Annotated in this window: 19 protein-coding genes; 13 read left to right on the forward strand and 6 right to left on the reverse strand. The window is 34.7% G+C overall.

What is annotated here, in order from left to right; translation table 11 throughout:
- Positions 1-3: 3 nt before the first annotated feature.
- The 4 genes from VFM92_RS14385 to VFM92_RS14400 all read left to right on the forward strand — a co-directional run bounded on the left by VFM92_RS14385 (position 4) and on the right by VFM92_RS14400 (position 4,942).
- On the forward strand, positions 4-405 hold the full coding sequence (locus VFM92_RS14385; protein WP_325122925.1) for a cytochrome c maturation protein CcmE: 402 nt from the start codon (positions 4-6) through the stop codon (positions 403-405).
- 15 nt (positions 406-420) lie between these two features.
- Complete coding sequence (gene ccsA, locus VFM92_RS14390; RefSeq protein ID WP_325122926.1) at positions 421-2,952, forward strand: cytochrome c biogenesis protein CcsA; 2,532 nt, start codon at positions 421-423, stop codon at positions 2,950-2,952.
- On the forward strand, positions 2,949-3,734 hold the full coding sequence (locus VFM92_RS14395) for a Rossmann-like and DUF2520 domain-containing protein (RefSeq protein WP_325122927.1): 786 nt from the start codon (positions 2,949-2,951) through the stop codon (positions 3,732-3,734). The genes ccsA and VFM92_RS14395 overlap by 4 nt, the downstream gene beginning before the upstream one ends.
- 329 nt (positions 3,735-4,063) lie before the next feature.
- Positions 4,064-4,942 (forward strand): geranylgeranylglycerol-phosphate geranylgeranyltransferase, encoded by an 879-nt coding sequence (locus VFM92_RS14400; protein ID WP_325122928.1) that lies wholly within the window; start codon positions 4,064-4,066, stop codon positions 4,940-4,942.
- A 46-nt stretch (positions 4,943-4,988) separates the two neighbouring features.
- Here the strand turns inward: VFM92_RS14400 and mazG are convergent, their stop codons facing one another.
- Positions 4,989-5,789 (reverse strand): nucleoside triphosphate pyrophosphohydrolase, encoded by an 801-nt coding sequence (mazG, locus tag VFM92_RS14405; protein ID WP_325122929.1) that lies wholly within the window; start codon positions 5,787-5,789, stop codon positions 4,989-4,991.
- Between the two features lie 210 nt (positions 5,790-5,999).
- Between mazG and VFM92_RS14410 the strand changes: the two genes are divergently transcribed.
- Together VFM92_RS14410 and VFM92_RS14415 are read left to right on the forward strand one after the other, a co-directional pair.
- A complete protein-coding gene (locus tag VFM92_RS14410) occupies positions 6,000-6,221 on the forward strand; it encodes a hypothetical protein (protein ID WP_325122930.1) in 222 nt (73 codons plus the stop codon).
- A 158-nt stretch (positions 6,222-6,379) separates the two neighbouring features.
- Complete coding sequence (locus VFM92_RS14415) at positions 6,380-7,114, forward strand: head GIN domain-containing protein (RefSeq protein WP_325122931.1); 735 nt, start codon at positions 6,380-6,382, stop codon at positions 7,112-7,114.
- 83 nt (positions 7,115-7,197) lie between these two features.
- Here the strand turns inward: VFM92_RS14415 and VFM92_RS14420 are convergent, their stop codons facing one another.
- A complete protein-coding gene (locus tag VFM92_RS14420) occupies positions 7,198-7,743 on the reverse strand; it encodes an inorganic diphosphatase (RefSeq protein WP_325122932.1) in 546 nt (181 codons plus the stop codon).
- 89 nt (positions 7,744-7,832) lie between these two features.
- Here VFM92_RS14420 and VFM92_RS14425 point away from each other — a divergent pair, with 89 nt between their 5' ends.
- A complete protein-coding gene (locus tag VFM92_RS14425) occupies positions 7,833-8,741 on the forward strand; it encodes a mechanosensitive ion channel family protein (RefSeq protein WP_325122933.1) in 909 nt (302 codons plus the stop codon).
- Here VFM92_RS14425 and VFM92_RS14430 read toward each other — a convergent pair.
- On the reverse strand, positions 8,731-9,624 hold the full coding sequence (locus VFM92_RS14430) for a UbiA family prenyltransferase (RefSeq protein ID WP_325122934.1): 894 nt from the start codon (positions 9,622-9,624) through the stop codon (positions 8,731-8,733). The two genes, VFM92_RS14425 and VFM92_RS14430, sit on opposite strands and share 11 nt — an antisense overlap.
- Here VFM92_RS14430 and VFM92_RS14435 point away from each other — a divergent pair.
- The gene (locus tag VFM92_RS14435) at positions 9,623-10,762 is read left to right on the forward strand and encodes a type III polyketide synthase (protein WP_325122935.1); all 1,140 of its coding nucleotides are present in this window, start codon (positions 9,623-9,625) and stop codon (positions 10,760-10,762) included. The genes VFM92_RS14430 and VFM92_RS14435 overlap by 2 nt on opposite strands.
- A complete protein-coding gene (locus VFM92_RS14440; protein WP_325122936.1) occupies positions 10,759-11,460 on the forward strand; it encodes a methyltransferase domain-containing protein in 702 nt (233 codons plus the stop codon). The genes VFM92_RS14435 and VFM92_RS14440 overlap by 4 nt, the downstream gene beginning before the upstream one ends.
- 18 nt (positions 11,461-11,478) lie before the next feature.
- Here the strand turns inward: VFM92_RS14440 and VFM92_RS14445 are convergent, their stop codons facing one another.
- A complete protein-coding gene (locus VFM92_RS14445; RefSeq protein ID WP_325122937.1) occupies positions 11,479-12,606 on the reverse strand; it encodes an NAD(P)/FAD-dependent oxidoreductase in 1,128 nt (375 codons plus the stop codon).
- A gap of 156 nt (positions 12,607-12,762) precedes the next feature.
- On the opposite strand from VFM92_RS14445, the gene VFM92_RS14450 reads away from it, so the two are divergent.
- The 3 genes from VFM92_RS14450 to VFM92_RS14460 are packed head-to-tail and all read left to right on the forward strand — an operon-like array spanning position 12,763 to position 19,171.
- On the forward strand, positions 12,763-15,201 hold the full coding sequence (locus VFM92_RS14450) for an efflux RND transporter permease subunit (protein ID WP_325122938.1): 2,439 nt from the start codon (positions 12,763-12,765) through the stop codon (positions 15,199-15,201).
- Positions 15,202-15,203: 2 nt separating this feature from the next.
- Positions 15,204-18,566, forward strand: a complete 3,363-nt coding sequence (gene ileS / locus VFM92_RS14455) for an isoleucine--tRNA ligase (protein WP_325122939.1) — start codon at positions 15,204-15,206, stop codon at positions 18,564-18,566.
- Between the two features lie 2 nt (positions 18,567-18,568).
- Positions 18,569-19,171, forward strand: a complete 603-nt coding sequence (locus VFM92_RS14460; RefSeq protein WP_325122940.1) for a lipoprotein signal peptidase — start codon at positions 18,569-18,571, stop codon at positions 19,169-19,171.
- 109 nt (positions 19,172-19,280) lie between these two features.
- Here VFM92_RS14460 and VFM92_RS14465 read toward each other — a convergent pair whose 3' ends face one another.
- Together VFM92_RS14465 and VFM92_RS14470 are read right to left on the reverse strand one after the other, a co-directional pair.
- Entirely contained in the window at positions 19,281-19,964 is a 684-nt protein-coding gene (locus VFM92_RS14465; RefSeq protein ID WP_325122941.1) for a hypothetical protein, read from the reverse strand.
- Between the two features lie 255 nt (positions 19,965-20,219).
- Entirely contained in the window at positions 20,220-20,828 is a 609-nt protein-coding gene (locus tag VFM92_RS14470) for a hypothetical protein (protein ID WP_325122942.1), read from the reverse strand.
- Positions 20,829-20,972: 144 nt separating this feature from the next.
- On the opposite strand from VFM92_RS14470, the gene VFM92_RS14475 reads away from it, so the two are divergent.
- Positions 20,973-21,983 carry a DNA topoisomerase IB gene (locus VFM92_RS14475; RefSeq protein ID WP_325122943.1) on the forward strand — a complete coding sequence of 337 codons (1,011 nt, stop codon included), beginning with the start codon at positions 20,973-20,975 and terminating at the stop codon, positions 21,981-21,983.
- Positions 21,984-21,993 lie beyond the last annotated feature (10 nt).

The raw sequence follows: 21,993 nt of genomic DNA on the forward strand, positions 1-21,993 counted from the left end.
ATTATGAAAAAATCCTATATTTTTGGCATAATTGTAATCGCAGCAGCTATTATGATGATTGTTTCCACTGCTGGTGATGCCAGTTCATATGTTACATTCAATGATGCTCATGATATGGCAATGGATGGTAATAATACAAAAATTCATGTAGTGGGTGAATTGAAGAAAAGCGCAGAAGGCGAAATTATTGGTTTAAATCCTTCTGATGATAAATTATCCTTCACTTTCTTGATGGTGGATGAAAATGGGATAGAACAAGAAGTATTTTACAATGAGCCTATGCCTGCTGATTTTAAACGATCTGAGCAAGTGGTTGTAATTGGCTCCTTCCAAAAAGAGACTTTCGTTGCGGATAAGATTTTAATGAAGTGCCCGTCAAAATATCAAGAAGAAACTGTTATTTAATCTGATTTCATAAATATGATACATACCACAATAGGTGACATTGGTCACCTTTTTGTTATTATAAGCTTTGTAACTGCCCTTATTTCTATATTTAATTTCTACAAAGCAGAAAAAAGTCCCCTGCCCGAATTTCAAAAAGGCTGGTTGAAAAATGGGCAAATTACTTTTGTTTTACATGGTTTAGCTGTTTTTGGTATCGTTACTACGCTTTTTACCATTATTTCCAATCATTATTACGAGTACTTCTATGCATGGAGTCACTCATCCAGAGCACTTCCTGTGGAATATATTATTTCTTCTTTCTGGGAAGGTCAGGAAGGTAGTTTCTTGCTATGGACATTCTGGAATGTGCTTTTAGGCTTTGTCATATTATTGACCAATAAAAAGTGGGCACCTTCCGTAATGGTGAGCTTTTCAGTGGTTCAGGCATTCCTTGCTTCCATGATATTAGGAGTGGTAATTGGTGATTTCAAAATCGGTAGCTCTCCTTTCATTTTATTAAGAGATGCAATGGATGCGCCAATTTTCAATATCAATCCTAATTATGTTCCTGAAGACGGAACAGGATTGAATCCATTATTGCAAAACTACTGGATGGTAATTCACCCACCAGTCTTATTCTTAGGATATGCTACAACCTTAATTCCATTTGCCTATGCAATTGGTGGATTATGGAAAAAGGATTTTAAAGGATGGGTTAGACCAGCATTACCATGGGCGTTATTCTCAGCTGCTATTTTAGGAGTTGGAATTTTAATGGGTGGCTATTGGGCTTACGAAACTTTGAACTTTGAAGGTTTCTGGAACTGGGATCCAGTAGAGAATGCTTCTTTAGTGCCATGGTTAGTTTTAGTGGCAAGTATCCACACTATGATTACCTACAAAAAGAGTGAAACTGCTTTGAAAGCTTCCATCATTTTGGTGCTTTCGGTTTTCTTGATGGTTTTATATGCCACTTTTATGGTTAGAAGTGGAGTGCTGGGAGAAACATCTGTTCACTCCTTCACTGATTTAGGATTGTCAGGTCAATTGTTACTATATTTATTAAGCTTTTTAATAATTTCAATTGTATTAGCAGTTGTTCGCTGGAAACATATCCCATCTACAGAGAAAGAAGTTTCTACCTATTCAAGGGAATTCTGGATTTTTATGGGTGCTACTTTGCTCTGCTTAATGGGTTTTCAAATTTTGTTACCGACTTCTATTCCAGTTTATAATTCTATTATTCAATCATTTGGCGGTATTTCAAATTTAGCTCCTCCGGCTGATCAAATTGAATTTTATACGAAATGGCAAATGTGGTTTGCAGTAGGTTTAGCTATTTTATCTGGAACTGGACAATTCTTTTGGTGGCAGAAGATGAAAAAATCGGAAGTAAAAGAATCACTTTTATTTCCAATACTTATCACTTTATTGATTTCTGCTTTAATCATTGTTTTGGCTGGGATGAGCAATATAGCCTATATAATTTTAGTAATTGCATCTGTTTATACGATAGTGGCAAATGCTAAAATCTTTTTCAAAATTGTTAAAAGTAATTATAAACTTTCAGGCGGTGCCATTGCGCATATGGGCTTGGGTATGATGCTTTTGGGGATTTTATTTTCAACCGGCTATTCTAAAACTATTTCATTGAATAAAACTGGATTATTATTAACTAATTCGGAGGAAGTAGAGGATAATTTTAATCAGGAAAATATTCCGCTTTTCATTAATGACCCTCAAACCATGGGGGAATATACGCTTACCTATAGAGGTCGTTTTTATGAAAGCCATGATGGCGGTTATGTGAAGGCTTCTTATGTGGAAGATACTCAAGATGTGAACTCTAAAATTGTCAAAAGAGAAATCAAAAGAGATGATGAGATCTTAAAAGTTGGAGATACTTTAAAAGTTTATGGAGCAAATCACTATTATAAAGTTGATTACCTTCATGCAGATGGTGATAAATTTTCTCTTTTCCCTCGTGCTCAAATTAATGCCGATATGGGTGGATTGATTTCCTCGCCAGACATCAGAAGGACACTGACAAAAGATTTATATACTCACGTTTCTTCTGTACCTGACCCAACTCAGGAAATTGAATGGTCAGAACCAAAAACTATGGAGGTCACTTTTGGTGAGAAGTTTTTCTTGAATGATTTTGTCACTGTTTTAGAAGATGTAAAAAGAGTAGAAGAAATTGAAGGCGAGAAATTAAAAGGAGATGACCTAGCTGTTAGAGCTACAATAAAAGTGTATGGAGATGGGGAAGATTATATCTTGAATCCATATTATTTAATTCGTGATAATATGGCAGGTAGAATTCCTGATGAAAATAGGGAAATTGGTGTGAAAATTAATATTGAAAACATTAAACCTGAATCTAATACTTTCACACTATCAGTAAGAACTACTCAGAAAGATTATGTGATTTTGAAAGCTTTAGAAAAGCCATTGATAAATCTTCTTTGGATTGGCACTTTCGTCTTGACATTTGGGTTTGGAATGGCAATTTTCAGAAGATATTCTGAATTTTATAAAATGAAGCGAAAAGGCTTAGAGTGAAAAATGCAGCTTACCATATCAGTTTTATAGGAGCAGGAAATGTAGCCTGGCATTTGGCACCTGCTCTTGAAAACGTGGGGCATTTTGTAAATGAAGTCTATACACCTGATGGAAAATCTGCTAAGAAGTTGGTTGGAAATTTATATAATGCTAAAATTAAAGAAAGCTTAGATTTCTCAGACAGCCCTTCTCAAATTTTCATATTAGCAGTTCCTGACGATGCTATTCAAAGTATTGCGCAAGAAATTAAGTTGCCAGAACAAAGTCTGATGGTTCATACTTCCGGTAGCAAAGGACTGGATGTTTTAGAGTATTCATCAGCAGCTGCAACTGGGGTTTTTTATCCTTTGCAAACCTTTTCAAAAAGTAAAAAGCTTGATTTCGAAAATGTTCCGTTCTTATTGGAAAGCGAAAATAAGGAAGCCTTAAAGATTTTGAATAGCCTTGCTAAATCATTAAGTAAGAATATTCAAATAGTTTCTACTGCTCAGCGAAAACAAATGCATTTAGCGGCAGTATTTGCTTGTAATTTTACCAACCACATGATGAGTATTTCGGAGAAAATCATGAAAAATGCTCAATTGGATTTTTCTTTACTTCATCCACTGATTTCGGAAACCATTGAAAAATCCTTAAAACATTCTCCAAAATCTGTGCAAACAGGCCCTGCCAAAAGAGGTGATTTGGAAACTTTAGATAAGCACATGGAAATGCTCCAAAGTGATGAAAATGTACAGGAGATTTACAGATTGATTAGTCAGAATATTTTGGACAATCAGTGATAAATGGCTTTAAAGATTAATAATAACTGAGATTATTTTACTTTTGTGTCCTCTTGATTCTTTGTGGTAGAAATTTGCTGCCATTAGTATGGATTTACAAACATGATTTTTTACCACTACTTGTCCCGTATTCATCGGGAAAAGATTCAAAAGAAAACAAAAGAATTTTCGCTTAACCGAAAATAAATACAAAAAATGTCTTCCTCAGTTTGGGCGTTTTCACCTAAAGTTTTTAGGAAAAAATAATTTTTAGGAAAATAAAAGACGCCCTATTAGGACAAACGCAATTGATTGGTGAAATTTAATTCAAAATCAGTTGAAGCTTTAAAATGACACAGCAGTTGCCCAAGAACTTTTCATTTCCAGGTTTTGTAAAGCTGATTCGTATCCAAAATCTTCTGATTATAGTGTTTACCCAATACCTCACGGCACTATTTTTATTGGAGGGGATACGTGTTTTTAACCTTGAACTTTTCCTTCTTAGTTTAAGCACTGTTTTTTTAGCTGCAGCTGGTTATATCATCAATGATTATTATGATGTGAAAATTGACTACATCAATAAACCAGAAAAGGTCATAGTTGGGAAAGTTATCAAGCGAAGAGTAGTTCTTTTTTGGCACTCTTTCCTAAATTTTGCAGCCATCATTATTGGAACTTTTTTAGATTGGAAAATTGGAGCTATTCACTTTATAGCGGCATTTATGCTCTGGTTATATTCTAATCAATTAAAGAGATTACCGTTAATTGGAAATTTAATTGTAGCGGCTTTAACAGGACTTTCAATTTCGATTATCTCCCTTTATTTTGGACAAAGACCCGTTTTGGTTCATATTTATGCACTATTTGCATTTGCCATTAGTTTAATACGCGAAATTGTAAAGGATATGGAAGATTGGAAAGGAGATGCTAATTTTGGTTGTAAAACGTTACCTATCATCTGGGGAATCCGGAAAACGAAACTGCTTTTATATGTTCTTATTTCTGGTTTTTACTTCCTAATTTTCTATATGACTCAATTTTTGGAGAATGATATTTTATATTTCTACTTCTCGGGATTGACACTTTTTGTCATATATTTCATTCATAAATTAAGTCTGGCTGATACCGTCAAGCATTATCATTTCTTAAGTAACTTTTGCAAAGTTATCATGCTGAGTGGAATATTAAGTATGTTGTTTTTTAGCGAAGTTCTTTACTCATTCTTTTAGGAATAAGCATTCAAATAATACTTTCTATTTTGTTTTATACGCAGAGCTACAGCTTCTTAGCTTTTTCCCAATAAACATCCATTTCCTTTAAGCTCATTTCTGAAATTTGCTTCCCTTCTTTTTTGCTTTCTTCCTCAAGGTAATTAAATCGTTTGATGAACTTCTTATTTGTTTTTTCAAGCGCTTCTTCAGGATTGATACCCGCAAAGCGCGCATAATTAATTAAGCTGAACATTAAATCGCCAAATTCCTCTATGGCTTTTTCCTTATTTCCAGATTCTTCTTCCACTTTGAATTCCTGCATTTCTTCTTCCACCTTTCCCCAAACTTGTTCTTTCTTATCCCAGTCGAAACCCACCCCTCTTGCTTTTTCCTGAATGCGGATTGATTTAATTAAAGCAGGTAGAGATTTTGGAACTCCTCCAAGAACTGATTTATTACCTTTTTCTTTTAGCTTTATTTTTTCCCAGTTTTCTTTCACTGCTTTTTCGTCCTTGGCTTCTACATCAGCATAAATATGAGGATGACGATTGACAAGTTTATCAGAAATTCCATCTAACACATCGGCCATATCAAAAGCTTTTTGCTCATCTGCCATTCGAGCATAGAAAACGATATGTAGCATAATATCTCCTAACTCTTTTCTGATTTCTTCCAAATCATTTTCCAAAATGGCATCAGATAATTCAAAAGTTTCCTCAATTGTCAGGTGTCGGATACTTTCGATAGTCTGCTTTTTATCCCACGGACATAAATTACGAAGCTGATCCATGACGGTAAGTAGTCTGTCAAAGGCTGCTAGCTTCTTTTCTCTTCTTGGATCTGGGTATTTTTGTACTTCTTTCATAGCTTCAATAATTGAATGAGGAAAATGCAATTTAAGGCGAATAAGTAATATCCCCATGATGAAAGGACAGAATAACTATTGCCTAGCGTATTATATGAGATTTATTTTAGTGGAAGAAACTTTGCGTTCCTTATAGGCGTTGTGCACATAGATTGTTAAATTTGCAACTCAGTAGAGCTAAGCTGAAAAAAGCTTAAAAAATTAATAATTATGACTACTTTTTTATTTGCTATAGGATTAATAGGAGCGTTTTTTATTTTAATGTCTGTAAGATTGATATTTATAAAAAACGGAGAATTTAAAGGCACCTGTGCTTCACAGAGTCCTTTCCTCAATAAAGATGGTGAGGCTTGTGGCTTTTGCGGAAAGCAACCGGGAGAAAAGTGTGCAAATCCTGAGTCTGAGGTAAACAAAGTGTTGAACAAATTCTAAAAGGAATTAACTTAATAAATCAGCTTAAGGCACATCAAAATTTTATTTGTTGTCCTTTTTTATGCTTATGGTTTTAAGGAGTAGATGATTTTTTTTGCATGTCCATGCAACTTATTTTTTTTCTTGGCATCTTTACTTAGAAACAAACCTTTGGAAAAATGAAAAACTTATTATTAGTCCTATTGATTGCTATTTTTGCAATTCAAGCACAAGCTCAGCAAACGGAAGTACGATCTTTATCGGAATTTACTTCAGTTTCTTCCTCTGCCAGTATCAGAGTAACACTTAAAAAAGGAAGTGAACCTAAAGTAGAAATTAGTACTTCCGGAGACTTAGAGGATGTAATTACTGAAGTAAAAAATGGAGCATTAAAGATTGGAATGGCTTCCAATAAAATGTATAATAATGTAGAAGTAGCAGTTACAGTTTATTTTCAGGACCTGGAAAGCTTAAAGGCAAGCAGCTCATCAAGAATGACTTCGGAAGATTTAATTGAAGCAAATAATTTAGAAATTAAAGGTTCAAGTTCAGCTAGAATGGATTTGAATGTTAAAGCTATAAATATTGAGGTATCAGGTTCAAGCTCGTCAAGAATTGAATTATCAGCTGAATCTGGAAATATAGAAGCGCAGGTAAGCAGTTCATGTAAATTTACATTAAATGGGAGTGCAGAGAATTTTGAGGCAAAAGTAAGCAGCTCAGGTAGAATTTCTGCTTCCGACTTCACTTGTGAAAATGCCGATTTAGCAGCAAGCTCTTCTGGCCGAATAGAATTAAAGGTACAAGAAAAGCTAATTGCAAAAGCATCTTCATCAGGAAAAATTAGCTATGGAGGAAAACCATCTGTGGTGGATGTAAATACTAGTTCAGGAGGCAAAATATCAAAAATCTGATTCACCACCTTCCAATAAAAATTAAAAAGGCTATCTAAAATTCAAATTAGATAGCCTTTTCACTTAAATTAAATTCTAGTCTATTATTTCCTAAAAGTTTTATCATACAGGTCAATACTATCCTGAATCACTTTGTGTGCTTCTTTTTTATCAAAGAAATCTTCCACTACCACCTTTTTGTTTTCTAATTTTTTATAGTCTTCAAAAAACCTTTGCATTTCTTTAGAAGTATGAGGAGGTAAGTCATCAATATCATTCATATAATTTACAGACATATCATTAGCGGCAACTGCAATGATTTTATCATCAGCTTCACCTTGATCCATCATTTTCATTACACCCAGTACTTTTGCTTTCACCATACAAAGTGGGGGTAATTCAATAGAAGTAATCACCATTATATCCAATGGATCTTTATCATCACAATAAGTTTGCGGGATAAATCCATAATTTGCAGGATAATGCACAGAGCTGAAAAGTACTCTATCTAACATTAAATAACCTGTTTCTTTATCCAATTCAAATTTACCCTTGCTGCCTTTAGAAATTTCAATTACGGCATTTACATACTCTGGCACCTCATCTCCATAATGGATATCGTGCCAAGGGTTTCTTTTCTTATCTATCATCTTAAATTTGTAAAATATTTTTACAAAAATAAGGGATGTAGCTGAGAGCACCTACTTATAGTGTTATTAGATTGTTATAACTTTGCAAAATGAATAAAAAATCCATTGCCCCCACAGTTAATCTAGAGCGTAAGAAAAGAATATGGTTTATTGTTAAAGCAGTAACTTTTATTGCTGCCCTAGTTGCCATAAATAATTTTAAAGCACAACTTCTGGAAATTGGTATTCCCCCTCATTACATCAAAGCACTACGGCTTTATCTTAATGCGGACCTTTGGATTTCATTTATAAGACTTGCTGTTGTTTTTTACTATCAGCAGAAGCATAAACTATCAAGAGGAGTAAAAAGCAATTTTATTTTAGGCATAAATCATATTGCCAATATCATTCATACTTTCGTGTTAATTGGGGCAATTCTCCTTTTATTTACTATCGATCCTATAAACCTTATCACCTCTTTAAGTATAGTAGCAGCCGCAATTGCAATCTTATCGAAAGATTATATTGCTAATATGATAAATGGAATGCTCATCATGTTCTCAGAAGAGGTTATGATTGGTGATGAAATTAAAATTGGAGATGTAAAAGGAACAGTTACCGACATCACTTTAGTAAATATGCACATCGTCAATGATGATGAAGACTTAATTTATATTCCTAATTCTCTGGTTTTTACAACACAAATCTTCAACTACACCAAAAGAGCAATAAGGAAGGTAAGCTTTGATTTTGATTTAAAAAATGAATTTGCAACTGATGTGGCATCTATTGAGAAACATATTATTGATGTTTTACACGAATATCATCAATATATTAAAGATGATAGTTACGTATTACGGATAATAAAAATCAATGAGAATTTCACATCTTTAAAGTTTCAATTTGTTTTACATCGCCATTCAAGCGTGAGAGAAAAGGATACTAGAAAAGCCGCTTTGAGGCAAGTATTGAAATATATAGGTGATGCAATTCACCAAAAGTCAGAGGTTAAAGGTTAAGCTGATATAAATGGCTAATCTGAATAAAGAAATAAATGAAAAATGCATTAAGGCAAATTGCAGAAATTATATTTAACCCCATTGTCCAGCCGAAATTAGCATATTTTTCATTTCTGTGAACGAGGGCAAACCAGGCTAAGAAATATATGACCGTAGGTGCCATAAATAGTAGAAATGCAATGGCCATTTTTTCAGTATGGTAATTCAGGAAGTAATATTCGAACCCTAATGTTGCCAAAAGAAAAGCAATTAAAGTAAACAGGAATGTACCTTTTACTCCTAGCAAAATAGAAAGGGTATGGTCGCCTCTTTTTCCATCTTCATTATGCTGGTAAATTTGCGTCATAGGATAGGAACCCCATAAAAAAGCTGAAGTCAATAAGCCAGGCAAAATTACTTTCCATTTTAAAGCTATTTCCCATCCGAAATCATTTATGCCGACATAAGCCATATAGAATGTAAATACTCCTTGGAAAAAGCCAGCTACAAACCAGCCCAGCCACGGGTATTTTTTAAGCCGAACACCAGGATGGCTGTATGCTTTGGAGGCTAGTCCATATACAAAAACCAAAAGTGCAAATTCCATACTTATCAACCAGGCTAAAGCTATCGCGATGAAATCGAAAACTAAGCTGGTGTAGTATAATCCAATAGAAACTGGGGGCGGAGTTTTCATCAGTCCAATACTGCCTTCATCCTTGTCAAAGTAAGAATTATATGCATTGCTTGCAGGATAGATAAAGAAATGTAAAAGTATAAATGTTAATAAAATTCTATCTTCACCAAAATTTGGACTTATACCCAAAGCGAATATATAAACCGGTAATAAAAAGAAGGAAAATGGGATTCTTAGATGTCTAAGGATATGAATAGCTTTCTTCATGGAACAAAAGTCGAAAATTTCGGTTAATATAAGCATTCACGAACTATCTATGCCATACATCAACCTGATTTCTCCTGCTAATCCTGAAATAAGCATTGCTCAAAATGATATAGCAGGCTTCATGCAAAAAGCCATGCAACTAAATGAAGAAAATAGCCGAAAATTAAAAGCTATTTTTAGGATGTCAGGCATACAGAAAAGACATACAGTAATTGCAGATTACCAATTTTCTGATGATAAAGATTGGTTGTTTTATCCTAAGTTGGAAGACCGTAAAGCCTTACCCAATACATCGGAAAGAATGCAATTATTTGAAAAGCATGCCTTACCGCTAGCCCAAAAAAGTTTAGAAAAGGTTTTTAATAAATATGACCCAAAAGAATTTACACATTTAATCACGGTAAGCTGCACTGGAATGTTTGCACCTGGATTGGATATACAATTGATTAAAAACGCAGGTTTAAATGCAGATATTGAGCGTACATCCATTCAGTTTATGGGTTGTTTTGCGGCTTTTAATGCATTAAAAACAGCTCATCACATTGCTCGGTCCGAGAAAGATGCAAAAGTATTGATTGTCTGCGTAGAGCTATGCACCATACATTTTCAATCAACCTACACGGAAGATAATTTATTGGCAAATACTTTATTTGGCGATGGTGCTTGTGCTGTAGTGGTCAGTAATAAAAAAACGGATAAAGCACTTGAAATGAAAGCTTTTAAAAGTGTGGTGGAAGGAAACTCTGAGCAAGAAATGGCCTGGAATATTGGTAATTTTGGTTTCGAGATGAAGCTAAGCAGTTATGTACCGGAAGTAATTGCTCAAAATATTGCTAAATTGAGTGAAGAACTCATGGATAAACTTCAATTGACTTTAAAAGATATTAATCAATTTGCTATACATCCTGGTGGTAAAAGAATATTACAAGCTGTAGAGAAAGGCTTAAAATTACCTACAGAAATCAACGAAGCAGCATATAAAGTATTAAGAGAATTTGGAAACATGTCCTCTCCAACTGTGCTCTATGTTTTGGAAGAAATGTGGCTAAAAATTCAACCAAAAGATAAAATCTTAAGCTTTGCCTTTGGACCCGGATTAACGATGGAAAGTATGCTTTTAGAGCGCGTAGAGAAATGACAAAAGTTGATTTATCCTATCGATCTGAAGAACAGGAAATCATGGATGATTTATCTGATGACAGCCCTTCTCTTTATCGTGCTCTAAAAGAATTAGATATTATAAATCATTTGCTGGGTGGAAATGCCATAACGCTTAATGCCGTAAAGGAAATCTTTAAAAACGATCCTCAAAAGGAATGGAAAATAGCAGATTTGGGCTGCGGAAGTGGAGAAATGCTTTTGAAAATAGCCAAATGGTGCCGTATTCAAAAAATTAAGGTTCAGTTGCATGGATTTGATGCCAACCCGAATGTGATCAGATATGCCAAAAATCATTGCAAAGACTACCCAGAAATATCATTTCATGCAGAAGATATTTTTTCGGAGAGCTTTAAATCCAAAAATTTTGATGTATTAAGCTGCACACTTTTTCTTCATCATTTCTCACAAACTGATTTGGTCAATTTATTAAGACAGTTTCGCGAGCAATCTCACAAAATAATTATTAATGATTTACATCGGCACCACTTCGCTTATTATTCAATAAAGTGGATTACACGATTTTTTAGTAAATCTCCCATGGTGCAAAACGATGCATGTCTATCTGTATGGCGGGCCTTTACTAAAAAAGATTGGAAGGAGATTTTAGAATTGGCGGAAATCCAGAAATATGAACTAGGTTGGAGATGGGCCTTTCGTTGGAAGCTTATTTATTAAGTAGTAATTTCACAAGTATTAAAAAACCTCTCCATGTGTTTGTTGAATCAGGCTTTTTGCTATTGATGGAAAGTTCCGAAGAAATTTTACCGATAAACCAGCCCTCATTTGATTACCGAATAAATTTTGAGTTTTTCGACCTACCCAAAGCCTTTTAGAAAAGTTTTTCTGCCAAATATTTTGATACTCAGTCTCCACCTCATTTCTATTTTTTAATTCCCCTTCGAATAATTTTATGATAGAAGAACTAGCCAAATATCCGCTGTGAATAGCCATAGCCATACCATTCCCACAAAGTGGCGTGATAAGACCTGCTGTATCACCCGCCATCAACATGTGGTTTTCAACCGAAGCTTTCCGTTCAAATGAAATTTCATTAATAACTTCAGGTTTGTCAAATAGCATTTCAGAACTTTCGAAAATATTTTTTAGTAGTGGATTTTGATGTAATATAGCTTCTTCCATTTCTGCAATTCCTCTATATTCTTTTAAATTTTCCCTTCGGGCCAAGTAGCAAATATTTACTTTGTCATCTTCAATATGACTCACTCCGCAATACCCCCCCTTGAAATTATAGAGGCCAATTAGATCTTTCGGAAAATTTACTTTAGCATGATACTTTACTCCTAAAAATGGAGATTTCTTCTGAATAAAAGGTCTATCAAATGTCTTATCTAATTTCGATCTTTTGCCATATGCATTAATTACAAATTCTGAAGTAAGGGTTTCTCCGGTTTTTAGATTGATTTTAAACTCATTGTCCTGAAATACAATATCGCTTACTTCTGTTTTTGTTTTTACTTTTACTCCAGCATTTAAAGCTTTTTGATATAAAAAGTCATCAAGTTGAAAGCGGCTTATTCCAAATCCGCCAAGTGGTAAATCAACTTCAGCCATGGAACCTTTAATATCAGATAATTGGAATCGGGTAAGTTCAGAAGGTTTTAAATGATCTGGGAATAAATCCATTCTTTCAAGAAAAGGCTTTACCTCTTTGGAAATATATTCTCCACAAACACGGTGAAAAGGATATTCCTTTTTTTCGAATAATAGAGTATTAACTCCTGCTTTTTGCAAACAAATGGAAGAAATTAGTCCTGCCAAGCCGCCACCTACTACAATTACCTGAATCTTATTTTTGTCCAAAATCTAAATTTTATATACTTCTTAAACACTCTCTTCGTCAAGTAGTTTTACAATCTAAATATAAAATTCATCAAAATACTACATTAAGGCTGAAAAGGATGGTTTTAGGAGTGTGTCGACTAGAAAAATCATTACCTTTGTGGCTTGTTTAAAAATATGTGGACACAACTAGCGCATAACGTAATAAAATATCGACTACCTCTCATCATCGTTTTGGTTTTGGTGACCATTTTCATGGGGTATCGTGCTCGAAATGTAGAACTTGATTATGATTTGGCCAAATTGGTTCCTGAGACCGATGAAGATTACCAAGCATTACTTGATTTTGAAGCCCAGTTTGGAGTTGATGATAACATCCTTGCGCTAGGAATTAAAGACAGTGCTCTTTACACACCTCAAAATTTTGCAAGACTTCAATATTTTTCCAATGCCTTAAAAGAGGTAAAAGGAGTAAATAATATCCTTTCTATCGGAAATTTACAAAAGCTTAAAAAAAATACTGAAAAGCGTAAATTCGAGTTGCAACCTCTCATTACAGATTTGCCTAAAGAGCAAGCCGAGCTTGATAGTTTATTACAAGAAATAAAAGATCAGAAATTCTTTTCTTCTCAATTATTAAATGAAGAGAATGGAGCAACTGCTGTCATCATTACCTTAGACGAAGAAATTTTTAATTCACCCGAGCGTGAAAGATTGATGTCTGATATTACCCAATTAGGTGAAGCTTTTGAAGAAACTACAGGGATAGAATTACACTATGCAGGATTACCGTTTGTTCGATCTACCATGATGAGTAAAGTTCGTCAGGAAATCATTCAATTATTGGTTTTATCAGTAATAGTTACCGCACTTATTTTACTAGCCTTTTTTCGATCTTGGGATGCCGTTCTTTTCCCATTACTAGTCATTTTCTCTGTGGTGATTTGGTCTGTCGGGACCTTAGATTTGCTAGGTTATAAGATTACTATTCTAACCAGTTTAATACCAACAATAATTGTCGTCATTGGCATTCCGAATAGTATTTATTTGTTAAATAAATATCATCAAGAATTTGAAAGTCATGGAAATAAGATAAAAGCGATTAGCACCATCATCAGGAAAATTGGAGTGGTTACTTTGATTACTAATTTTACAACTGCAGTTGGGTTTTTGGTTTTAGCTTTTACGGATATTAAGCTTTTAACAGAATTTGGTATCGTTGCTGGAATCAACATTTTCGCCACTTTTGTAGTGAGTATAATACTAATTCCAGCGGTTTTCTCTTATTTACCAGAGCCTGGAAGAAAGCAACTGAAGCATATGAACTTCAAAATGACAGACAATGCTTTAACTTGGCTCAACAAGTCAGTTCATTCCCACAGAACGGTAATTTATCTCGTAACTGTAATCATTGTTACCTTTGCATTTATTGGAGGATTTCAGTTAAACTCGATCAGCCATATGGTGGACGATTTGCCAAAGGATAGTAGAACTATAAAAGACTTACGTTTCTTTGAGGAGAATTTCAGTGGTATCATGCCAATGGAAATAGTAATTGATACAAAGAAAAAGAGAGGGATTGTCCAAAAAAATACATTACGAAAAGTAAACCAGCTAGAACAATATCTGGACAGCATACCTTCCATGAGCCAACCAATTTCAATTGTCAGTATGGTGAAGTCTGCTAGACAGGCTTATTATAACGGAAATCCAGCATTTTATGATTTACCGACTTCAAGAGATTATAATTTTATTATGCGATATCTGCAGCAGGATGAAGATGATGTTTCTGTGATGAATAATTTCACGAATGAGGATCTATCCACCATGAGGATTTCATTGAAAATAGCGGATATAGGGTCAGACAAAATGAATACCTTAATAGAAAATTCCATTAAGCCACGAATGAATGAAATTTTTGAAGGGGATGACTTTGATATTCATATCACAGGGACAACTCCAATATTTATAAAAGGGAATGAATATTTGGTAGAAAACTTAAGGTATAGCTTGTTAATTGCTTTTGGGATAATTGCCTTAGTAATGGGTATTTTGTTTCAAAATTTAAGAATGATCCTGATTTCTTTAATCCCTAATGTAATCCCATTAATTATCACTGGAGGTTTGATGGGTTATTTGGGAGTGCCATTAAAACCAAGTACGGTTTTAGTTTTTAGCATAGCATTTGGTATTTCAGTAGATGACACTATTCACTTTTTAGCTAAATACAGGCAAGAGTTATTTGCCAATAATTTCTTCGTGCCACTCGCTGTTACTAAAACCTTAAAGGAAACTGGTAAAAGTATGATTTACACCTCTGTTGTTCTTTTTGCTGGCTTTATCATTTTTGTGACATCAAGTTTTGGAGGTACAGTGGCATTGGGAGCTTTAACTTCTACCACGCTTTTACTGGCAATGTTCACCAATTTATTAGTTTTGCCTTCTTTATTGCTCAGTTTTGATGATGGTAAAAGAAGAAAAGGCAGCCATCCTTTAATTGAGCAATACGATGATGACTTTTATTTAGAAGCTGAGGACGAAGAAATCAATATTAAAAAAATTCAAAAAGCAGAACCTAAAGTTCCTTTTAAGGCAGAGGAGCAGAAAAAATCATAAAAATGGGTCAATACAAAGAATATAAAAACTTAAACTATGCCGAGCTGGCAGATGAAGTCCTTGAGTTTTGGAACAAAAATAACATTTTCCAAAAATCAGTGACCACCCGAGAGGGAAAACCCACTTTTACTTTTTATGAAGGACCACCTTCCGCTAATGGAACACCAGGTATTCACCATGTGATGGCGCGTGCTGTAAAAGATATTTTCTGTCGCTACAAAACCTTAAAAGGATTTCAGGTAAAAAGAAAAGGGGGATGGGATACCCATGGCTTACCAGTGGAATTGCAAGTAGAAAAAGAATTAGGCATTACCAAAGAAGACATTGGGAAGAAAATTTCTGTGGCCGAATATAATGACAGATGCCGAAAAGCCGTCATGAAATTCAAAGGTGAATGGGATGATTTGACCCGAAAAATGGGTTATTGGGTGGATTTAGATGACCCTTATATCACTTTCGACCGCAAATACATGGAAACCCTTTGGCATTTGCTTAAGAAGTTTTACGATAAAGATTTATTATACAAAGGTTATACCGTTCAGCCCTATTCTCCTGCTGCAGGAACTGGTTTGAGTTCTCATGAATTGAATCAGCCTGGTTGCTACCGTGATGTAAAGGACACTTCAGTTACCGCTCAATTTAAAGTGAAAAGAGATGATAAATCGGCTTTCCTTTTTGAAAACGAGAAGGAAGATGTTCGCTTTATCGCTTGGACAACTACTCCTTGGACTTTGCCTTCCAACTGTGCTTTGGCAGTGGGGGAGAAAATTGACTATGTAAAGGTTAAAACCTTCAATCAATATACGTACGAACCAGTTTCGGTTGTTTTAGCGAAAGATTTGGTCAGTAAACAATTCAATGCTAAAGCCAAAGATTTAAAGCTTGAAGATTATAAAGCGGGTGACAAATTAGTTCCTTTTGAAATTGCACAAACTTTCAAGGGAAAAGACATAGTGGAAAACCGCTATGAACAATTGATGCAATATGTAACTTCTGAGGAATTGGAGAAAAATGCTTTCCGCGTAATTCCTGGTGATTTTGTGACTACGGAAGATGGTACTGGGATAGTACATACCGCTTCTGTTTTTGGTGCTGATGACTTTAGGGTTGCACAGCAAAACAATGTGCCAGCCGTAATGGTGAAAGATGAGCAGGGAAAAGATGTGCCATTGGTTGATAAACAAGGAAAATTTGTGACTGAGGTAACAGATTTTGCAGGGAAGTATGTGAAAGAAGAATATTATGATGATGCAACACGAAACGATCCTGACTTTAAACCAACGGATGTCCTAATTGCCATCAAATTAAAAGAAGAGAATAAGGCTTTTAAGGTAGAAAAATACGAACACTCCTATCCACATTGCTGGAGAACAGATAAGCCGATTTTATATTATCCGTTAGATTCATGGTTTATCAAAACCACGACCATGAAGGATCGATTGGTGGAATTGAATAAATCCATTAACTGGAAACCTGCTTCAACTGGTGAAGGTCGTTTTGGTAACTGGTTAGAGAACTTAGTGGATTGGAATTTAAGTCGCTCTCGTTATTGGGGAACGCCTTTGCCAATTTGGGTAACCGAAGATCGAAAGGAACAAATTTGTATCGGTTCCTTAGAAGAATTAAGAAATGAAGTAAATAAATCTGTGAAAGCAGGTTTTATGAAGGAAGAACTGGCAGAAGATTTCGATTTACACCGTCCATATGTGGATGATGTGATTTTAACCAGTGAATCTGGCCAGAAAATGTTCCGAGAGCCAGATTTGATTGACGTTTGGTTCGATTCAGGAGCCATGCCTTACGCACAATGGCATTATCCTTTTGAAAATAATGAGACTTTCGATAAAAACTATCCTGCTGATTTCATAGCTGAGGGAGTTGACCAAACCCGTGGTTGGTTTTTTACTTTGCATGCTATCTCAGGAATGTTGTTTGATTCAGTGGCTTACAAAAATGTAATTGCTAATGGTTTGGTCTTGGATAAAGACGGCAATAAAATGTCCAAGAGATTGGGTAATGCCATCAATCCATTCGAAACTTTAAAGAAATACGGTCCTGATGCCACTCGTTGGTATATGATTGCCAATGCCAATCCATGGGACAACCTGAAATTCAATTTGCAAGGGGTTGAAGAAGTTCAAAGAAAATTCTTTGGTACCCTTCAAAATACTTATAATTTCTTTGCGCTTTACGCCAATTTGGATGGTTTCACTTTTGAAGGGGAAAGCATTCCATTGGAAAAACGCACCGAAAGTGACCGTTGGATTTTATCAAAATTAAATTCTTTAAAGAAAGCAGTAGATGCTGCTTATGATGATTATGAGCCAACCAAAGCCGCTCGCTTAATCCAAGATTTCGTTCAGGATGATGTGAGTAACTGGTATGTGCGCTTGAATCGTAAGCGATTCTGGAAAGGTGAATATAATGAGGATAAAAAAGCTGCATACCAATCGCTTTATGAGTGTTTGGAAAGCATTGCCATCTTAGGTGCACCAATCGCTCCTTTCTATATGGATAATTTATTCCAAAGCTTAAATACTATAAGTGGGAGAATGAAAGAAGAATCTGTTCACCTAGTGGATTTCCCACAAGCAGATGAAAGCGTAATCAATAAGGATTTGGAAGAGCGCATGTATTTAGCTCAGCATATCAGTTCCTTGACGCATAGCATCCGTAAGGCACAGAAAATCAAGGTAAGGCAACCACTACATAAAATACTAGTGCCCGTTTTAAGTGCGAAAAATCGCCAGCAAATTGAGGCTGTGGAGGATTTGATTATCTCTGAGGTGAATGTAAAATCAATTGAATATATTGATGATGCTTCCGGTGTTTTGGTGAAAAATGTAAAACCTAACTTCCGTAAATTGGGGCAGCAATTTGGACCAAAAATGAAAGTGGTTACCCAAATCATCAATCAATGGGGACAGGAAGAAATTGCAAAGATTGAGCAAAACAATGCTTTTGAAATAGAAGTGGATGGCGAAAAGCACACTTTGACTTTGGAAGATGTGGAAATCACCTCTCAAGATATTCCTGGCTGGTCAGTGGCTTCTGAAGCTGGCATTACTGTTGCTTTGGATATCAGCATAGATGATGATTTGCGCAAAGAAGGTTTTGCAAGGGACTTGGTGAATCGTATCCAAAATCTAAGAAAAGAACAAGGCTTAGAGGTTCAGGATAAGATAGCAGTAGTAGTAAAACAAGGAAATGAATTAGTGGATGCTGCCATTTTGCAAAACAAGGATTACATTTGTTCCGAAACTCAAGCAGTTTCATTAGATTTGGCTGAAAATTTAACCGAAACCACAGAAATAGAAATAGACGATTTAAAAGTTGAATTGTCCGTAGTGGTGAAAAATCTTTAAAAGTGAAATACGCAAAATATTTTTTATTAAGCTTTGTTTTAATTGCTCTTGACCAAGCTGTAAAGCTATGGGTTCATTATAATATGGAAATGGGCATAGCCGGACAAATTGAAGTCTTTGGCGACTGGTTTAAATTATACTATACACTTAACCCTGGCATGGCTTTCGGCATGCAATTCGGTTCAGAATACGGCAAACTGGGCTTAAGTTTATTTCGCTTAGTAGCCATGTTTTTCATTGCTTACTACCTTTATAAATTAGCGAAGGAAAAAACACATCCAGGGGTTCTTTGGAGCATGGCAGCAGTTTTAGCCGGAGCAATCGGTAATTTAATAGATAGTATTTTCTATGGTGTATGGTTTGACAACGCACCATACAATGCTATGTCTCCTTGGTTTCACGGCCAAGTAGTGGATATGTTTTATGTTGATATTTGGGAGGGAAGAGTAGCCAATTGGGTACCGCTTTGGGGTGGTGATTACATTTCCCTTTGGCCGATCTTCAATGTGGCGGATGCTGCTATTTTTACAGGGGTAGCGGTAATCTTAATTTTCCAAAAGAAGTTTTTTAAAGCAGTAAAGAATGAAGCTGCGGATAATCAATAATTTAGTATAGCTTGACCCAAATATACGACTTTTTTCAGGTAGAAACTTGAGGTTGTCAGAATTAGAAAAAAGTGATTTCAGGAATTGAATTAAACTGTTTTTAATCAGATTACTCCGTAAACTTCTCTAATTGCTTGATGCATTTCTTTTGAGCTTTAATGATGTCTTTATAAATATTTTTATCCTGTTCGGATTCGTCTTCCATGACCTCATAAGCGTTAACTGCTTTTAAATAATACATTTTTGCATTTAGGGCTTGGTCCATCATCATATTCACTTCCGCAAGTGTGTAAAATTCTATATAATTAGGATTTTCTTTTTGCTCAACTAATTCTACTACTTTCAATAAGGATGATTCAGCTTTTACTCTGTGTTGTTCAGCAAACTTTAAGGGCAGGTCAAAGTCTTTAAAAAGTAGCAAGTGAGTAGTAGCTTTGCTTTTAAGATAAACCGTATTTTCAGGATCAATTTGAAGAGCTTTATTGAAATTCTTTAATGCTTCTTGCTCGCTACCTTTTACATGCTGTAGCGCAACACCTTTGTAATAGTATCCAGCTGAAATTTCAGGGGATAATTTAATGACTGCATCAGCAAAAGAGGATAGTCGGTCAAATTCTTTTGTTCTTTCCAATACCTGACAAGCCAAAAGTGTAAGTTCTAGGTTGTCATTATCATTTTCTAATTCGGCTGTAATTTTATTGAGAGATGGTTTTACTTTTCCAGAGTAATATAAAGCTTTAAGTGATTCATAAGTATTTTTATTTTCTTCCTTTTTTTTCTCCACTTTAGCCATTTTTCCTTATCTTAAAATTCTTTTAACATCTTGTTCATAGATGTTTTTCGTATTGATTACAAAGTTACGAATCTAATAGCTAAGGATAGAATTATGAGGATTCTATTATTATTGCATTTAGGCAGAAAACTTACTTCAAATTTATTAAAGAATAGAATCAATAATCTGGATTACTTCTATCAATTGTTTTTTCTCATGCTCCACAAATAAAATTGAATTTCAGTCCGCTTTTAGTAATTAGAATTGAATTTTTCTTCACAGTCTGCTCACTTTTATTAAGCCATAGCCATAAGGAAGACCAAAAACCAATGAATCGTTACTTTGCTTTTTTAGCTCAAGTTGAAATGCTTTACTGGTAAGTGCTGATTGAAGAGATTTATACTGATAGGTGCTTATTTCAGTAGATAGAGCGTCCTGAGATTTATGAACCTTTTCGATTTCTCCAAAATGAATGATTTTCAACCCCCTCAAATTTTGAGAAATATCAGCATTTAATGGAATTTGGCGCTCAAAAAGTTCACATGATATTTTTGCTTCGGCTGTCAACTTCATACTATCGATGTTGAAAATATGAATAGTAATAGGCAGAATATCAAAAGTATCTTTTAAGCTTATAGATTTAACTAGAGAAGAATCCGAAATAGTACCTGATAATTGGTATTCTATTTTTTCCTTTAAATCGATATAATAAACCGTATCGAAAGTTGGGTTTAACTTTTGAAAATTTCCAGACCACCTACCCTCAAGTTGATTAAAATTTGATGAGACTGTTCTCAGGTCATTTTCTAAGTGATTAAATTTCTTAGAATTTGAATCACATGCTAATAGGATGAAGAACAGGCCGATCCATAAAACTCGAATCATATTGAAGTCTTTTATTAATGCGTTGCTAACTTATTAAAGTTGATAATAAAAATGGATACAAATTAAGAGTTAGTTAAGAAATATTTGGCTAACAATTAGCATGTATAAGCGTTAAAATTAATTGAAACAACTAGCTTACCGATATTGAAATCTAAGAAAACAACACTAAAACATATTGATGACTCCGCTTTGGAAATCGAACGGAAGCGTTCTGGTAGAGGCTATACTTATTTTGATTCATCAGGAAATAAAATCACTTCCAAGTCACTCTTAAAACGTATTAAAAAAATAGTAATCCCCCCAATGTGGTCAGAGGTAAAAATTTGCAAATTTGATGATGGTCATATTCAAGCAACAGGTAGGGATGCAAAGGGACGGAAGCAATACATCTATCATTCGGATTGGGAAAGACAGCAACAAGAGAAGAAATTTGAAAGACTATTGTCTTTTGGAGAGCAACTTCCAAAAATAAGAAAACAGTGTCAAGATGATCTGGATCATCAAGAGTGGGATAAAGATAAAGTAACAGCCTTAGTTGTAAGTTTACTAGATGAATATGGTGTGAGGATAGGTAATAATTATTACAAAGAAAACAATGAAACCTACGGGCTTACTACTCTAAGAAGAAAACATTTATCTGAAAAAGGTAAAAATTTAAAGTTAAATTATAAGGGAAAGAGTGGAAAAGAAAGAAGTGTAACGATTGAAGATGATCAACTTTCCCAATTTATTCATGAAGCTGCAGAAATGCCAGGATATGAAATTTTCAGATATACTGATGATGATAATGAAAGTCAAACGGTGGATAGTAGCGAGGTCAATGAATATATCACTAAATATTTGGGAGATGAATTTTCAAGCAAAGATTTTAGGACTTGGGCGGGCACTAGATTAGCAGTTGAACTTTATCCTGAAGCTATTCAGTTGAAAGAAGACAGTCGAAAGAAAATGGACAATATTCTCATCAGGCTTGTAGCAGATGAATTAGGTAATACCCCTTCGATTTGTAAAACGTATTATATTCACCCCAAAATACTACATCATATAAATAATAAATCAATTCCTAAATTAAGTTCTTACCAAGATAGTGATAAGAATTATGGCTTGAGTGCAGAAGAAAAAATTATGCTCAAGCTATTGGAGGAAAAGAATTAATTAAAATATC

The sequence above is a fragment of the Marivirga sp. genome, assembly GCF_035704835.1.
In the GTDB taxonomy this organism is placed as follows: Bacteria; Bacteroidota; Bacteroidia; order Cytophagales; family Cyclobacteriaceae; genus Marivirga.

Coding starts and splice junctions, on each gene's coding strand:
- VFM92_RS14450 (WP_325122938.1), top strand. CDS start 12,763: ATGTGGACACAACTAGCGCATAACGTAATAAAATATCGACTACCTCTC.
- ileS (WP_325122939.1), top strand. CDS start 15,204: ATGGGTCAATACAAAGAATATAAAAACTTAAACTATGCCGAGCTGGCA.
- ccsA (WP_325122926.1), top strand. CDS start 421: ATGATACATACCACAATAGGTGACATTGGTCACCTTTTTGTTATTATA.
- VFM92_RS14420 (WP_325122932.1), bottom strand. CDS start 7,743: ATGATAGATAAGAAAAGAAACCCTTGGCACGATATCCATTATGGAGAT.
- VFM92_RS14400 (WP_325122928.1), top strand. CDS start 4,064: ATGACACAGCAGTTGCCCAAGAACTTTTCATTTCCAGGTTTTGTAAAG.
- VFM92_RS14385 (WP_325122925.1), top strand. CDS start 4: ATGAAAAAATCCTATATTTTTGGCATAATTGTAATCGCAGCAGCTATT.
- VFM92_RS14435 (WP_325122935.1), top strand. CDS start 9,623: ATGGAACAAAAGTCGAAAATTTCGGTTAATATAAGCATTCACGAACTA.
- VFM92_RS14410 (WP_325122930.1), top strand. CDS start 6,000: ATGACTACTTTTTTATTTGCTATAGGATTAATAGGAGCGTTTTTTATT.
- VFM92_RS14415 (WP_325122931.1), top strand. CDS start 6,380: ATGAAAAACTTATTATTAGTCCTATTGATTGCTATTTTTGCAATTCAA.
- VFM92_RS14425 (WP_325122933.1), top strand. CDS start 7,833: ATGAATAAAAAATCCATTGCCCCCACAGTTAATCTAGAGCGTAAGAAA.
- VFM92_RS14440 (WP_325122936.1), top strand. CDS start 10,759: ATGACAAAAGTTGATTTATCCTATCGATCTGAAGAACAGGAAATCATG.
- VFM92_RS14465 (WP_325122941.1), bottom strand. CDS start 19,964: ATGGCTAAAGTGGAGAAAAAAAAGGAAGAAAATAAAAATACTTATGAA.
- mazG (WP_325122929.1), bottom strand. CDS start 5,789: ATGAAAGAAGTACAAAAATACCCAGATCCAAGAAGAGAAAAGAAGCTA.
- VFM92_RS14430 (WP_325122934.1), bottom strand. CDS start 9,624: ATGAAGAAAGCTATTCATATCCTTAGACATCTAAGAATCCCATTTTCC.
- VFM92_RS14470 (WP_325122942.1), bottom strand. CDS start 20,828: ATGATTCGAGTTTTATGGATCGGCCTGTTCTTCATCCTATTAGCATGT.